Raw genomic sequence first — 15,201 nt, 5'->3', positions numbered from 1 at the left:
ATGTCCGCGCGAGCGGACGCAAATAATACAAAATATATTTTTTCTTTTTTTACAGATGATGATGATGACGCAAAAATTTAAGAATGCGCCTGCTGCAGGGACGCAACGTCTCGATGTCGTTCAGTTAATGCGTGCCGTGGCGGCAATCATGATTGTCGCGCTGCATGCGGGCGTGAATTGGGAGTTTTCGCTTCTCCCCATCCATACCTGGAGACTTGGCGCAGGTGTCGACCTGTTTTTTGTCATTTCCGGCTTCGTCATCGTTTATGCCTCCAGACCGTATTTTGCAGCCACGGGTGGAAGTGCGGCGTTCCTTTTGCGCCGACTTCTGCGTATTATTCCTCTGTATTGGTTCGCGCTGACGCTACGGCTTATCTTGCTGGCGGGAGGTGCTTTTCTTGGCGCAAAGACATTTCCGTCACTCCAGGCAATTCTGACTTCCTATTTTTTTATCCCTTATGACACTATTGGATATGGTGACGCCTATCCGTTTCCCATTCTCGATCTCGGCTGGACGCTGAACTACGAGATGTTTTTTTATATCGTCTTTGCAGCTTTCATCTTCCTGTCTCTAGAGCGCGCCGTCCTCGTGACATCGAGCATCATGTTCGGCGCTGTTCTGATCGGCCCAGCCCTGAACCTTCCCTTACCGTTCAGCTTCTGGTTCCAGCCGATCATTCTGGAGTTTGTCGCAGGAATGGTGCTCGCGACACTGTTTCTACGCGGAGTACGCATCCCCCCAATAGTCGGCGCCGCGATGGCTCTTGGTGGCCTTGCAGTCTGGAAGTTCCTGGAAGTCCAGATGTTCGGGCCTGCTTGCGGTCCCGGCTGCTATTCTTTTCCCCGACTACTCGTTTTTGGCGGCGGCGCCATTCTTCTGATGACGGCAGCAACAATGACGCGGGGCATCGCCCTGCCCCGCTTCGCGCAGCCGCTCGCTGCGCTGGGGGATTCCTCTTATGCGCTCTACCTGTTGCACCCTTTTATTTTTCTCGGCTTCAAGGTTGTTCTGAGTCCTTTCACGCTTCCCCCGGGCTGGAACAACATTGCCTATCTCGTCATCGTCATCAGCACCATCGCCATAGCCCATGCGTTTCACATATTTGTCGAAACACCCGCAAACACATGGCTTCGTAACCGCGTGATAACACCCCGACGAAAAGTCGCCGCATCCTGACACCGTGGCGATATCCGCAGACAGGCCGTTAAGTATAGGAGATGCTCCCGCTAGAAGCGCATTTTAACACTTGATCGTTTGCTTGGGCTGTGCGATTTAAAAGGAAATTTTAGGATGTTGGATGACCATGTTCGACATCAAATTACTTAAAGACGTATTTTAAAAATTTGGAGAGTTGTGATGTCCCGCCCTCGTAATGGCTCGACGCTCACTGGTGCAGTATTGATGGCCAGCATGGTTGCTTTTTCCGTATCGGCCAATGCTCAAAATGCCCAGAATGTTGAAACAGCACCGGTCGTTGCCCAGACGCCGACGACAGAAAGTGCACCTGCTGCTGCGCCCGTCAAGACCGCAGACGAAACCACCGCCGCATTTCTCGGTCGCGTCCATGGCGCCAATCCAGATATGGTTACGCTTTCCGCCGCGGAACTGTTCAAGCAGTCTCCAACGCCTGGAACGATTGGTGATCTGATTGCCGTCGCCTCCAGCACTGATGCCGCCGCTGCGGATCTGACCGGAAAGGTGATGAGCGGTTTTCCCGTCATCGCGGTTTCCACCAGCGCGGCGCAATTTTCCGAACAGCTTTCCGCACTGGTTCTGAGTGATTCCGGCCAGCTGCCCGCCATCGTCGCACTTGCTCAAAAAGTCGCGAACAAGGATTTCTCCGAAGTTGTCGGCGAAGGCTTGGCGCTTGCCTATTCCACGGCGATGCAGAGAGGCAACACGATACTCGCAGCCGCCATCCAGCTGCAGACCAAGGGCACAGGCGTGCCCTCCGATCTTCTGATCGCCTTTAGCGAAAACATCGAAGGAACGGCGGCCGGCCCGGCTGCACCTGCGGCCGCCGCTGCAGCCGCTTCGCCAATTGGCGGCGCCGGCTCCACGCCAGCCAGCGGCAACAGCATCGGTGGCTCGGCAGCCACGGGCGCCGAGGCAGGCATTGCACAGGCCGGCGGCGGAAGCGCACCCGTTGGTGGCGGCGGTACCGGCGGCGGCGGTGGAACGTCGACCATCTTTAACATCACGGTTTCGACCGGAAGCACCACGACGCCAATCAGTACAAGTCCCGTTTGAAATCGGCTTTGCCATCCCCGTCACGGGGATGGCCTTCGCCTGTCCCATGATGCAACCGAGACTTGGCGGGCATTATGCTCGCCGAAAAGAGCGAGGCTGACAGTTGTTGCAAAGGCACGATCCCGTGACGATGAGCGATTACGATAAAAACGCCTTTACGGCCGATTTTATCGATATCGAAGCGGTTCTGGCGGCGATCCGCCGGCAGTGGCGTATCGTCCTTGCGACCATCGCCATCGCCGGGACAATCGGGCTCGCTTATGCCGCAACGGCTGTTCCGATCTATTCGGCGAGCGCGACCCTGTTGATCGACCGTAACAACAGCCAGGTCGTCGAACAGCTTTCAACAATCGGCGGCGTCATAGAGGACGAGGCGTCGATCCTCAGCCAGGTCGAGGTTCTGCAATCGGAAACCATCGGGCTCGCCGTCGTCGACAGTCTCAATCTGACGGAAAACCAGGAATTCAGGGCGACCCGCGCATCACTTCTCAGCTCGATCGTGGGCACGATCCGTTCGCTGGTCAACGTTTCGCAGTGGTTCTCGCCGACAAAGGAAGCGGTCATCGATGACGAAACGCTGAAGAGAGCGCTGTCGGACCGACTGTTGCAGAGCCTGTCCGTCAAGCGCATCGGTCGCACCTACGCGCTGGAGCTGAGCTATAATTCAACATCACCGGCTCTCGCCGCACAGATCGTCAACGCCGTGGCGGCGGCCTATCTGGTCGATAAGCTCAACTCCAAATACGAGGCGACGAAGCGGGCCAGCGACTGGCTGTCCGATCGAATAGCCGAATTGCGTCAAAGGGCTCTCGATACCGATCTGGCCGTGCAGAAATTTCGCGCCGAACACAATCTCATCGAGACGGGTAATAATGGCCTGCTTTCCGACCAGCAGCTGGCGGAACTGAACAGCGCGCAAATTCTGGCGCAGTCCGAAACCGCCAAGGCGCGTGCACGATTCCAGCGTATCGAACACATTCTCGCCACCGACGATGTCGATGCCGTCGTCACCGATATTCTCGACAGTTCGGTCGCAAATGATCTGCGCAAGAAATACCTCGAATCCTCAAAAATAGAGGCCGAAATCGCCGGTCGGCTTGGCAGGAACCATGTTCAGGCCGTGCGTTTGCGCAATGAAATGCAGGAATACCGCCGGCTGATGTTCCAGGAAGTCAGCCGTATCGCGCAAAGTTACAAAAGCGATCTCGAGGTCTCTGAAGCACGGGAAAAAACCCTTGAGGCAAGCATTGCCAAAGCCACCAACGTCAGCAATTCGGCCAGCCAGACCCAGGTTCAGCTTCGCGAATTGCAGCGCGAGGCGGAAACCTACAAGAACATGTATCAAACCTTCCTGCAGCGTTATCAGGAAGCCATGCAGCAGCAATCCTTCCCCGTGACGGAAGCACGCGTGATCTCCAAGGCAATGCCGCCTAAAATTCCGAGCAAGCCGAACAAGCCGCTGCTTCTGGCGCTTTTCATGATCATGGGAGCAGCCGCTGGCGGTGGCATCGCCATGTTCCGCGAGTTTCGCGACCGCTTCTTCCGTACCGGAGAACAGGTTCGCGATGTTCTCGGGCTGGAGTTTCTGGGCAATACGCCGCTCATCCCGAACAAGCCGGTCGAGGAAGCCCTCTCCAAGGGGCAGGAGCACAACCCCGCCGCCACCCGTCCATCCAGTGTTGCCCGCTACGCCGTCGATCACCCGCTATCCTCCTTTGCCGAAACCCTGCGCAGCACACGGCTTGCGCTCGATCTCGGCATTCCCGCAAAAAGCGGCGCGCGGGTAGTGGGCATCGTATCTGCCCTGCCGAGCGAGGGAAAATCTACCATCTCCATCAATCTGGCACAGCTTCTGGCCGGGCAGGGCGCGCGGGTTTTGCTGCTGGATGCCGATATCCGCAATCCTGGCGCCACACGCGCTTTGGGTCGCCATGCCAGTGAAGGCCTGCTCGAAGTCCTGCTGGAAGGTCGCGATGTACGTGATGTGCTGCTGCGCGACGAAAAGACAGGGCTCGCTTTCCTGCCCACGGTCGTCAAACAACGGGTGCCACATTCTTCCGAACTCCTGACCTCGGCGCAGATGCACAAATTGCTAGCCGAGGCGAGCGGCGTGTTCGATTATATAATCGTCGATCTGCCACCGCTCGGTCCGGTGGTCGATGCACGGGCGATGGCCAGCCGGATTGACGGTTTCGTTTTCGTCACCGAATGGGGTAAAACTGCCCGCAGGGCAGTCCGCAATACCATCGAAAATGAAGTCCATATCCGCAAAAAATGCCTTGGTGTCATTCTCAACAAGGTGGATACGGAAAAGCTGAAGCTCTATCGGGCCTACGGTTCCAGCGAATATTATTATTCACGTTACACGCGCTATTACCATGACTGACAAGGATGGGATGACGCGCCTGCGTACAATCTTTGCGGTCGTGCCGGTCCTTGTCATTTCCATATTCGTTCTGGCTGTCACAGCCCAGGCATTTTCCGAAAGCCGGCGTTTCTCCGACATCGTCGCAATGGCGAGAATTGCCGACGACAAGAATGGCCTGGCACCCGATCTGCTTGCAAATACGGTCAGCCAGCTTCACCCCGTCATAGCAGAAAAAATTTGCCGTTCGGATATCGTCAAGGCCGGATTGCGACTGGTTTTGGCTGATCTTGATGCAAGTATCGGAAAGTTAGCGCCAGAGGCCACGGCGGCGCGTCTTGGCTTTGCCGAAACCTATATTCGTCATGCGCTCTCTTGCCTTCCCGCCAATGGCGATGTGTGGCTGCGCCTTGCCATGGTTCGTTCACTGCGCAACGCCTCGCCCCTGGAGACAGCCGTGCTGATGAATTTTTCCCAGCTTTACGGGCCGGCTGACGCCAATCTGATACGCGGACGCTTCGCCATGTGGCGACAATTTCCAAGCGAGACCCTGCCGCAGGCCGAGGCGGCGCGAGAGGCGGATACCGCTGTCGTCTGCGGCAAGGAAGGGGAAATCCTGCGCTGGACGCTGCGCGATGTCTGTCCACAGCAGCCTGCGGATAATGTGAAACGCTCCATGCCGCTGCGGTGACGTGAAAACGGGATCGCGCTTTGACATTCTGCACATCGCCACCACGAAGAATTCTTGCAAAGACGAAAACCCATGACACCCACCCTCGCCCCATCGGAAGCGCTGTCCTCCTCGCCGCCACGACCGGTCGCATTTCGCGATTATGTCCGGGTGGCTGCCACTGTCGCATTCTGGGCAATTTTCCTGCTTGCGCTTCTCAATCGTGGCGCAACGGAAATAGAGAGCCGCATCGTTGTCACGCTTGCGATTTATCTCCTGCTGGTGCCGGCCATCCTCACATTCGGGCCGCCACAGGGCGGTGCCGGCAAGGCGCTCGTGGCGACCTGCTTTTTGCTTGGGGCGCTGATCGTTCAGATAATGCTGCAGGCATCATCCCTGCCAGGCCTCGCCTCCCCCAATCCTGCATGGTCCGCCGCCACCATGTTCACGCAGATCGCACCTGCCGCCACGATCTCGCTCACTCCCGCAGATGATCGGCTCGGCCTGCTCAGCGCCGCCCTGCCCTTTGGCGCTTTTATGGCCGGCCTCGTGATTTTCGATACTGACGAGCGCGCGGCAAAAACGTTGCGGTGGTTCGCAATAGGCGGCGGCTGGCTTGCGTTATGGTCGATCGTGCAGTTCCTGCTTTTTCCGGATATGCTCGGCTTCATTCAAAAACGCTTCTATCTTGGCAGCCTGACCGGCCTTTTTGTTAACCGTAATACCGCCGCGACCCTGTTCGGCCTCATCCTGCTTGCGCTTTTTTCATTGTTTCACAAACGGCTGCTGGCTCCAGACTGGCACATGGTAAGGGCACTTGTCGCAAATCGCCTGACGGTGCCGGTCGACCAGAAACGCCTTATCCGCAAGGCGGCCTTCGCCGGCGTTCTCGCCGCCCTCTGCTTCATCGCATTGATGCTGACCGGATCGCGCGCCGGGATCATGTCCAGCTTCGTGGCGCTGCTTTTCCTTATCCTTCTGACTGTCTTCAACTCCCCTTCAAGGCCCAACAGCAGCGCAACTCCAAGGCGCCGGCGGCGCGGGTTCAAGCGCCGGGCAGCGATCATGCTCGCCATCGTTGCCGGCCTGTTTTCGCTTTTTGCCAATCGGGTGGCGCTTCGCATGGAGACGCGTCTGGAAGATGACATGCGCTTCTGCTACATGCCGGGCATCACCCGCGCCATAGCAGACAGCTGGCCCTGGGGATCCGGGCTTGCGAGCTTTGCGGAAACCTATGCGCCTTATCATCTGGCCCAATGCGGGGTGAACGCCGTCGTCACCCATGCCCATAATGTCTATGCCGAAGGCCTTCTGACGCTTGGCGCTGCATTCCCGTTTTACGCGGCCTTTTTCGTGCTTGCCCAATTGTTCATTTTTATCGTCGGGATGCGCAAACGCAAAAGCTATCGTTACGCTTCACATCTCGGTATTGCAGGTCTGCTGCTGGTCGGACTGCATTCGACGCTTGATTTTTCATTACAGATCCCCGGCTTCGCCATGGCTTATGCCATCTTCCTCGCCCCTATCGTCACACTTTGCCTCAATTCGCCGGGAACTGACCGGAATGGACGGCGGCGGCAGCGGCAGGACCCAGCCGATCTTTCAACGCCCGGGCCCGGGGGACATGACCATACGGCACAATTGGTATTTTAAAGCCATAGCAACTGACCTGCGCGTTCACATACTGGATGCCAAGTCACTGTAACGATTGTAGAACTGAAGACAGAGACGAGAATTTCAGCATGCGGATATTGCAGATAACGTCGCTATTTTCTCCAGACCGGGTGGGGGGCGCGGAAATTTTCGTGGAAGACCTGGCGCGCGGACTTTCGGAAAAGGGCCATACGGTTGCCGTAGCCGCCATTTCCCGGGAACAACAGGCCGTCGAGCAACGTGATGGTTTTTCCATTCATCGCCTCGGGCACACCACGCCGTTTTTTATTGGAGACTGGGAACGGCAACCGGGATGGAAGCGAAAATATTACAAGATCGCCGTACAGCTCGATCCGCGCCTCGTGCGTCGGCTTGCACATGTCATCGATGATTTTCGTCCAGATGTCGTCAACACCCATTCGCTGTCGGAATTGACCCCACTGATCTGGCCGATGATCCGCAGGCGAGGCATTCCGCTCGTCCATTCCCTGCATGATTTCACCAGCATGTGCACCAATGGCTCCCTGTTTCACGAGGGGCATATTTGCGACGGCAGCAGCAGGAAATGCCGTATTTTTTCCTATCTGCACCGGCGTTGCCAATGCGCCGTCGATGCCGTCGCGGGCGTCGGCCGCGACATTGTCGAGCGCCATGTACAGGCGGGCTTCTTCACCCATGTCCCGGAAGACCGCCGCACCGTGATCTGGAATGCCATCGCACCGCCGACCCAACAAAAAAAGCACAATCCACGCGCGCCTGGACAACCGCTTGTTTTCGGTTATCTCGGCCGCATCGAAGCCCCTAAAGGTGCGGACTTGCTGATAGATGCTCTGCGGCGGCTGCCGCCACAGGGTTGGCGGCTGGTCATGGCCGGTCGCGCGCCCGGCGGCGTCGAGTCTTATCAGCAAAAAACCATCGGTCTTCCCGTTGAGTTTCCCGGCTATGTCGAGGCGGACAGTTTTTTCGCTGAGATCGATTGCCTGATCGTACCGCCCTTGTGGCCGGAGGCTTTCGGGCGCACCGTTGCCGAAGCCATTCTGCGTGGGGTACCCGTCATCGGTGCCAACCTCGCAGGCGTCGCCGAACAGATCGGTCAGGACAGGCCGGAACGCCTGTTTGCTCCGGGCAACGCCAGTGAACTCGCCGCACGTATGGCGCAAGCCATGCGCGACCACAACGTCCCCGCAGAGTCTCCCGAAACCAGAGCGAGAATTTCGCAAGGAGTAGCGCCTGAGCGGGTGGTTGCGGCATATGAAACGCTCTATTCGGATCTTCGCGGCAACATCAGAGCATAAACAGCATGTTTCAGGCACACCTGATTGTTTTGTATATTCATATGGGTACTGCGGTGTTACGATAGCCCATGAATTTCTCGCGCCGTGTAATTATTGACAGCGATTTTATCCATTTGTTTACGAACTATTCCGGCTGCTAAAGCAAACACGCGTTAATAATATCATATTAATAAAATTTATTTTTATTCGAGTTAGATATGATTTACAATCTTCAAGTTCTACGTGCGATCGCAGCGATACTTGTATTTTTTTATCATAGTGAAATTTACTGGAAAGACGCTCTTCCTTCCACTTGGCTTTTCAGCCTCGGCCTAGCGGGTGTCGATATATTTTTTGTTTTGAGCGGATTCATCATGGCCGCTACAACGACTTCGCGAGATACTACAGCCACGTCATTTCTCAGCCACCGTATTTTTCGTATCGCTCCGCTCTACTGGATCATCACACTGGTTTTCACATTCCTGTTTTTTTCGGGCTTCAAGCCTGTGGGCGTGACGGAGTTAACACCAGAATATCTCATAAAATCTTTGCTCTTCATCCCCTTTTTGCGCGGCGGCGCGGCTGAGCCAATCGTAACCGTCGGCTGGACACTCAATTACGAAATTTTCTTTTATCTCGTTTTTTCGCTATGCCTTCTGATTCCAAGCATGAGAGCACGACATCCGGCGGTGATAACGCTCATCATGATCGCTCTTTTACCGAGTATCTTCGGATCGAATAACTTTTACGCGATTTATTATGGCAATCCGATCATGCTCGAATTCTGTTTTGGCATTGTCTGCTATCATTGCCTCACATGGGTGGAAAAGACATTCGTGCCAAATCGAATAACCCCTTTTGCCGCCGCTGCCTTTCTTATCATGTCGTTGCTATTCTTTTTCGCCCCGGCCTTCGGTCTGTTCGGAGCAGGAGCTACATTCCATTCCTCCACGTTTATCCGCCCATTCACTTGGGGCGTGGCTGGCTTCTTCGCCGTCTTGGCAGCCGTAACTCTGGAACGTTCGAAACATGTATGGAGACGTTTTGGCTTGGTCGAAATCGGCAATGCAAGCTATTCGATCTATCTTATCCATGGGTTGATGCTGCACGGCGCATCCAAGGTGGCCAAGATACTTTCATCCGATCCGTTAACCTTTGCGTTGGTAACGACTATCGGTGCACTTGTCCTATCAATTGCCGCAGGTCTTATCATGTTTCGGTATCTGGAAGCCCCCATCAACAAATTCCTGCGTGGATTCTTCACGCGTTTTCTAGCTAAACCAAGTCCCTCAACAGGCTAACACATGTTCGGATTCATCGTGGCAACACTGTGCTCTACCGTGATGGGGCACTCTCGACCCAAACAGCCAGATTTCTTATTTACCTCGACACCCGAACGAGACCTTCTCATGCCGTTTCATGAAAAAGTTGCGCATAGCTCTCCGCAGCGTTCGGCCATGAATATAGCGCGCGGTTTTCATAACCCGCCTCGCGAAGATTGCCCGCCAGATCCGGCTCCCGAAAAAGTCGCTCCAGTGCTGCGACAAGGCTGTCAACATCGGCAGGATCAAAAGTGAGGGCCCCCTTGCCAGCGATTTCAGGCGTGGCAGAGCGGTTGGAGCAAATGACCGGGCATCCCAGTTGCTGTGCCTCCAGCACCGGCAGGCAAAAACCTTCATAGGTCGAGGGCACACAAAGACAGGCAGCGTGGCGGTAAAGTTCGGCCAATTGCCGGTCATCTATGCCGGAAAGCCGGATCAGCCGTGCCTTCAATTCCGGGTCGCCCAGCACGCTGCCGATTTCCTCTGCATCGTCACGGCCGACATGAACGACATGCAGCGTCGGCATTGTCTTGCCCAGCCGCGCAAACGCCTTGCCCAGAAGGATGAAATTCTTGTTGGACGTCGCGTTTCCGACCGCCAGTATATAAGGCCCTAGCACTGGCCGCGCGCTGCCAGCAATCTCGGGATCGACTTTCAACGTGCTGTCGGAATGGATCGTCAGGCTTTTGCCGGCAGCGGCAGGATAAAAGTGGGCGAGGTCTCTTCGTGTTGCCTCGGATACACAGGTGATCCGGTCTGAACGAGCCATCATCAAGCGAAAGATGAAATCGGTCGTCAAGGTCGCCCGCCAACCGATCTGTTCGGGAATGGTCTTGAAATAAAGATCGTGAACAAGGGTAACCCGCCGTTTGCCGCCGAGAGGACTTCCAAATGGATCGGCATTGAACAGCACGTCGATATCGTGCCGACGGCAAAGTGCGGGCAGCGTAGCTGCCTGGCGTAGCACATCGAGAACCATGATACGCGGCCGCGGTGTCTCCAGCAGTTGCAAACGGCTGTCGCGCAGGTTTTCAGGCAGTTGCGCCCGCGTCCAGGGAGATCGCAAAATGTAGTCATCCTGCGTTTGATCCAATAGCCGTTCCAAGAGGCTGAAGGTCACACGGGCAACGCCGGACGGCTTGCCGCCATATTGGCTCGGCATGTTTACGAGAATGCGCATCCTGGCCTTTCCGCTTGCCTACACTGTCTATCCGGATCGATCACCAGCTCCGCCTCACACCACTTCCGATAGCAGCGCGGACACCGAACGGCAGGTCTCCTCCAGCGAAAATCGCCGGCTCACATCCTCCCGCCCCTTTTGCGCAAACCTTTCCGCCAGAGCCGGGTGCGAGAGGATGCAGCCGAGTGCGGCGGCAAGCGCCGGCGCGTCACCCGGCGGCACGAGAATTCCCGTTTCGCCATCCCTGATGATTTCAGTCACCCCGCCGCCGCGTGTGGCGACAACCGGCCGGCCACACATCATGGCTTCGACCACCACCCGGCCAAAAGGTTCAGCGACAATCGAAGTATGGGCAACAGCATCCATAGCCGCCATCAATTCCGGCACATCTGAACGGAAGCCGAGAAAACGGATCCGGCCATCAAGGCCAAGGCGGGATGCCTGCTCGCGGATGCGCGTCTCATAGGCTTCCTGTCCAAAAAGCGCTCCGCCAACGATGATGGCCTGGATACCATCCATCGCCGCAATCGCCTCCAGAAAGACATGCTGGCCTTTCCATTCGCTCAGCCTGCCAAACAACCCGACGATCGGCTGTGGACCAAGGCCGAGTTCCCCGCGCAGCCATGCGGCTCTTTCCGGGTCATATGCCACCGCCATTGCAGGATCAAAGCCGTTATAAACGATACGGACCTTCTCCGCCTCGCCGCCGGCTTCAACGAAGGCCCGGCCGGTTTCCTCGGAATTAACGGCCACCAGCCTTGCAAAATATCGGGCAAAGGCCAACGAAGCACGGCGATTGGCGGAACTGAAGGCGGGATCTGTGACGATATCGTGCAAAATCCAGACGAGCGGACGGCGGCTGAGTTTCGCCGCAAGCGCGCAGACAAAAAGCGCCTTTTGCGAATTGGCGCAGATGACATCGTAATGCCTTGCCTGCCGGCTCAACTGCCAGGCAACCGCCGCCACGTCGGCCGCGCCGCGCAACATAGCACCGAATGATGAATCGCGGCGGATCGACAACATTTTTTCCCCGGCCGACAACAGAACCGGAGGTCTGCCGGCCGCCGCCAGATCCTCGGCAGCACCACCGCCACTGAGGAAACAGGCACGCCAGGAATCTGGCCCAGCCTTGACGAGATCGGTGAGGAAAAGCTCGGCGCCACCCTTCTCTCCGGTATGGCTGACAAAAAGCGCGGATGTCATGCACTAACCTGCGACACGCACATACCCTGAAGGAGCCTTGGCCCGCAATGACGGGCATGACCAGGCACCCGGTAAAAAAGTTCGGCGCAGGCGACAATGGCAGGGATATCTTCCCGCGTCGATCTGGTATAAGAATGGCTACGTTTACTTGCGATTAAAAGAAAAGACATTCAAACCTTTATGCGGATTTATATTTTAGCCCGCGCGAAATAAAAAATAATAGTCAATTTAAATATTTTAGAAGAAATCGAAGAAAATTTCATGACGTTTAATTTTATCGCTGTTCAGCGTTCCACTCCTGGCACCTTTTCCCCGGATCTTGAGGTGGGGTTATCCTAGCGCCAGACCAGGAGAACGAACGATGACACCGCTCAAACGCAAGATATGCATATATATGCCGGCAACGGAAGAGGTGTCGGCATGATCGGCGTGACGCTCGGCATTATTCCAGGAAACAGGGCAGCCATCGTCCCCTCCCTAAACGCGCTTTCGCCTTTGCGCGCACGCCTGACCGCCGGCCAGAACGCCACGATCTTCGTGAACGGGGACAGCACCGCCTATGCCGACGGTGGACCATTCCAGCAGTTCGCCTCAATGCTTGGCGATCTTCACAATGCAAAGGTCGTATTGTACCGCTGGGCCGAATGGCAGACAAATGCCGCGACCGGACCAAAAGCTTACGCCGATCCGATCACGCTGCGCACCACCGGTGAGGGTCCAACGCTCACGGTCTATCTCGCGGCGCTGCCTGGCGGTATGGCAGGCTACATGCTTGCAGACCAGCGCGCGGCGGCGCTGAGGATTCCACGCCCCGATCTGTGCATTCTGCATCATGGTCACAATATGCAGAGCTTCGAGATGCCAAGGGGCATATTAAGTTCCGGACGATCTGCACTGCTGGGGCCACTCGGCATGACCGAATGGCAATGGCCCGGCACACCGCAACTCATCACCACCCAGAACCCCTGGCGCGACAGTACGGATTACGACAAGGTCTATCAGGCGATACTTGATGTGGCTCGATCCCACCCGCAGCTGACGCTGGTGGATACACATGCAGCATTTGTGGCAAAGGGTAAGGGCGCGACCCTTTACCGGGATAACATCCATCCGAACGAGGCCGGCTCACAGCTCATTGCCCGCACTCTGTTCGGTTCCTATCTGGCTTCGGCACCAGATAGCGGCTTTCAGACACCGTGCTGGCCGAAGCTCCCTGCTGCAAATCTCATCGCCAACGGAGATTTCACCGAGTGGTCAGGCTCTGCCCCGGCAGGCTGGAACCTGAGCGCGCCCGGCACCGTCGTCAAAAGCACCGACACCACTTTTTCCCCATCCTTTGCTTACAGTCTCGCCTTGCGCGCCAATGGCAGCCAGTCGGCCGCACTGTTTCATTATGTGCGGAATGCAGAGGCTGTAGCGATAATCGGCAAAACCATATCCTTTGCGATTCTCTACAAAAACAGCGCGGAGCAACGTCCGCCTTATATCACGCTGGTTACGAAAAGCGGCGGAGCGACAAGGACCATCAATTGTTCAGCCCTGCAATTTTCGAATGTAAGCACTTCTGTGAACAGCGGCTGGATGTGGGCAACGGCGAACGGAATCTCCATCGACCCCGATATCAGCCCGGATGGTTACTCATTTTATCTGCGGATGATGCCAGCCTTTGGCACCAGCCCACCCAGCTCCAACGAACCACTTTACATTCAGAGAGTAATCGCCGTCGAAGGTGCCATGCCCAAAGGCAATCTGAGCGGCTGAAAGACAGAGAAAATTCCGTCTTGCACGACGATGTCGTCAAGACCACTATCCGTTGCCATCATCGCCCTGCCTCGCAATGATGGTGCCCTAACAACAGGGCCGTCTCAGGTCCGCCAGTGAAAGATACAGGCCGCGAATGACCAGACGTGCAAATATGGTGTCATCGCATCCATCGCCATTACCGGCTTTTATCCTGGCGATGCCCCTTTATCCTTCAAGGACAGTAAGGGTTCCCGGTCACTTCCTGTCGATCTTTGTATTCTTCATCGGCTTCTTCATTCAATGCAATGTCCTGACCAGCAATCTCGGCCTGCGCTTTCTCAACATTACCGATATGCTGGTGCTGATGACCTTGCCCGTCATTGCCCTCCTCTACATTCGTTGCCTGACGCCTTCCATCTTTCTGTTTTACCTTGTCCCGCTCACTTTGCTTTTCGTGCTCTCAGCTGGCTTTGCCGATGATCGCGGCGAAGGGGAATTTTACACGACGGCGATGACCTATTTTTACGCCGTCTATTTTCTGTTTTTCGCCTATCTTCTGTTCAAGGAGAACCTTCTCGAACTCTTCTGCTGGGGCATGTTTGCGGGCTTCGTTGCAGTGACGATCCTGCTATTTCTGGACATCTTCATACATGACCAGCTGGCCTCCATCGGCCTGTCGTTCAAATTCGATGAAGCCGCCGTCCTGGAAGCCGCTGCAAAAGGTGAAATGGATCCGCTGCTCTTGCGTGTCGAGAAGGCTGGCGGAATTTGGCCGGTTGGCAACACAGCCGGCCCGGCCTTTGCCCTTGCCGGCGCGGCAGCCGCATATCTTGCGGAGCGCTACCGGCGTCCGGTTCTGTTCGCCGTGTTTCTGCTTGTCTATCTGGCAAGTTTCACGCTCACGCTCAACCGGTCGGGCGTGTTTGCCGTTCTCGCCATCGGGCTCTATTTCTATATCAGAAATTTCTCGATCAGGATGTTGCTCAGCACATATTTCGGTTTCGCTCTTTCCGCCCTTGTCCTCGCCTCGGTATTGCCATTGGGCGTATTCGATTTCGCAGAACAGGCATTTTCAAAACGTTTTTTGGAAGACAGCAACAGCAGCAACAATGTGCAGGAAAGGCTGGGGACGCTCATCGGCGGCTTTCAGGTGATGCTCAATCATCCTTTAGGCGTCGGTTTCACCGCACGGAGCCAGGAATTATCGGGAATATCGCATAGCGGCACACCGCATAACGGCTTTCTGGCCACCGCCTATGCATCTGGCATCGGCTTTTGTTTTCTTGGCGCGTTTGCGCTTGTTTATGCGATTTTCAGGAAACGGAAAATCGGCTTTTTTGCCTATTCGGCAATCGGAGTCATTATCGGCTATCAATTTGAAGAACTGAATTTCAATCCTGTCTTCATGGCCCATGTCGGCCTTGCTCTCGCATATGCTTTCATCGATCTGGACTTCAGGCTTTTTCTGAAAAATACGATGCTGCGCATCACAGGAATAGCCAATGAAGAAACCCGGGTGACAACACAGTCCACCTGAGGC

At 55.9% G+C, this 15,201-nt stretch carries 11 protein-coding genes; 9 read left to right on the top strand and 2 right to left on the bottom strand.

Annotated features, from left to right (window positions below):
* Positions 1–64: 64 nt before the first annotated feature.
* The 7 genes from QSV77_RS15725 (at position 65) to QSV77_RS15695 (ending at position 9,514) form a co-directional block, all read left to right on the top strand.
* Positions 65–1,177, top strand: coding sequence for an acyltransferase (locus tag QSV77_RS15725; protein ID WP_302734192.1), 1,113 nt, complete (start codon positions 65–67; stop codon positions 1,175–1,177).
* A gap of 180 nt (positions 1,178–1,357) precedes the next feature.
* Entirely contained in the window at positions 1,358–2,251 is an 894-nt protein-coding gene (locus QSV77_RS15720) for a hypothetical protein (protein ID WP_302734191.1), read from the top strand.
* A gap of 130 nt (positions 2,252–2,381) precedes the next feature.
* The gene (locus QSV77_RS15715; RefSeq protein WP_302734189.1) at positions 2,382–4,637 is read left to right on the top strand and encodes a polysaccharide biosynthesis tyrosine autokinase; all 2,256 of its coding nucleotides are present in this window, start codon (positions 2,382–2,384) and stop codon (positions 4,635–4,637) included.
* Positions 4,630–5,307, top strand: coding sequence for a hypothetical protein (locus QSV77_RS15710; RefSeq protein ID WP_302734187.1), 678 nt, complete (start codon positions 4,630–4,632; stop codon positions 5,305–5,307). The genes QSV77_RS15715 and QSV77_RS15710 overlap by 8 nt, the downstream gene beginning before the upstream one ends.
* A 72-nt stretch (positions 5,308–5,379) precedes the next feature.
* Positions 5,380–6,939 carry an O-antigen ligase gene (locus QSV77_RS15705; RefSeq protein ID WP_302734186.1) on the top strand — a complete coding sequence of 520 codons (1,560 nt, stop codon included), beginning with the start codon at positions 5,380–5,382 and terminating at the stop codon, positions 6,937–6,939.
* 89 nt (positions 6,940–7,028) lie between these two features.
* Positions 7,029–8,234, top strand: coding sequence for a glycosyltransferase family 4 protein (locus QSV77_RS15700; RefSeq protein WP_302734185.1), 1,206 nt, complete (start codon positions 7,029–7,031; stop codon positions 8,232–8,234).
* A 197-nt stretch (positions 8,235–8,431) separates the two neighbouring features.
* Complete coding sequence (locus tag QSV77_RS15695; RefSeq protein ID WP_302734184.1) at positions 8,432–9,514, top strand: acyltransferase; 1,083 nt, start codon at positions 8,432–8,434, stop codon at positions 9,512–9,514.
* A 106-nt stretch (positions 9,515–9,620) separates the two neighbouring features.
* Here the strand turns inward: QSV77_RS15695 and QSV77_RS15690 are convergent, their stop codons facing one another.
* Positions 9,621–10,715 (bottom strand): glycosyltransferase family 1 protein, encoded by a 1,095-nt coding sequence (locus QSV77_RS15690; RefSeq protein WP_302734183.1) that lies wholly within the window; start codon positions 10,713–10,715, stop codon positions 9,621–9,623.
* 54 nt (positions 10,716–10,769) lie between these two features.
* Entirely contained in the window at positions 10,770–11,918 is a 1,149-nt protein-coding gene (locus tag QSV77_RS15685) for a glycosyltransferase family 4 protein (protein ID WP_302734181.1), read from the bottom strand.
* Positions 11,919–12,338: 420 nt separating this feature from the next.
* Between QSV77_RS15685 and QSV77_RS15680 the strand changes: the two genes are divergently transcribed.
* On the top strand, positions 12,339–13,679 hold the full coding sequence (locus QSV77_RS15680; protein WP_302734180.1) for an SGNH/GDSL hydrolase family protein: 1,341 nt from the start codon (positions 12,339–12,341) through the stop codon (positions 13,677–13,679).
* A gap of 136 nt (positions 13,680–13,815) precedes the next feature.
* Positions 13,816–15,198: an O-antigen ligase gene (locus QSV77_RS15675; RefSeq protein WP_302734179.1), complete on the top strand. Its 1,383-nt coding sequence runs from the start codon at positions 13,816–13,818 to the stop codon at positions 15,196–15,198.
* The last annotated feature ends 3 nt before the right edge of the window (positions 15,199–15,201 follow it).

The sequence above is a fragment of the Agrobacterium sp. V1 genome (genome assembly GCF_030518355.1).
Lineage (GTDB): Bacteria > Pseudomonadota > Alphaproteobacteria > Rhizobiales > Rhizobiaceae > Agrobacterium > Agrobacterium cucumeris.
The sequence above is the reverse complement of the archived record's forward strand: the minus strand, read 5'-3'. Positions and strand labels throughout refer to the sequence as shown.

Bases quoted from the DNA above. Each gene is read 5' to 3' on its own strand.
- QSV77_RS15720 (WP_302734191.1), top strand. From the start codon at position 1,358: ATGTCCCGCCCTCGTAATGGCTCGACGCTCACTGGTGCAGTATTGATG.
- QSV77_RS15715 (WP_302734189.1), top strand. From the start codon at position 2,382: ATGAGCGATTACGATAAAAACGCCTTTACGGCCGATTTTATCGATATC.
- QSV77_RS15690 (WP_302734183.1), bottom strand. From the start codon at position 10,715: ATGCGCATTCTCGTAAACATGCCGAGCCAATATGGCGGCAAGCCGTCC.
- QSV77_RS15710 (WP_302734187.1), top strand. From the start codon at position 4,630: ATGACTGACAAGGATGGGATGACGCGCCTGCGTACAATCTTTGCGGTC.
- QSV77_RS15725 (WP_302734192.1), top strand. From the start codon at position 65: ATGACGCAAAAATTTAAGAATGCGCCTGCTGCAGGGACGCAACGTCTC.
- QSV77_RS15695 (WP_302734184.1), top strand. From the start codon at position 8,432: ATGATTTACAATCTTCAAGTTCTACGTGCGATCGCAGCGATACTTGTA.
- QSV77_RS15700 (WP_302734185.1), top strand. From the start codon at position 7,029: ATGCGGATATTGCAGATAACGTCGCTATTTTCTCCAGACCGGGTGGGG.
- QSV77_RS15680 (WP_302734180.1), top strand. From the start codon at position 12,339: ATGATCGGCGTGACGCTCGGCATTATTCCAGGAAACAGGGCAGCCATC.
- QSV77_RS15705 (WP_302734186.1), top strand. From the start codon at position 5,380: ATGACACCCACCCTCGCCCCATCGGAAGCGCTGTCCTCCTCGCCGCCA.
- QSV77_RS15685 (WP_302734181.1), bottom strand. From the start codon at position 11,918: ATGACATCCGCGCTTTTTGTCAGCCATACCGGAGAGAAGGGTGGCGCC.
- QSV77_RS15675 (WP_302734179.1), top strand. From the start codon at position 13,816: ATGACCAGACGTGCAAATATGGTGTCATCGCATCCATCGCCATTACCG.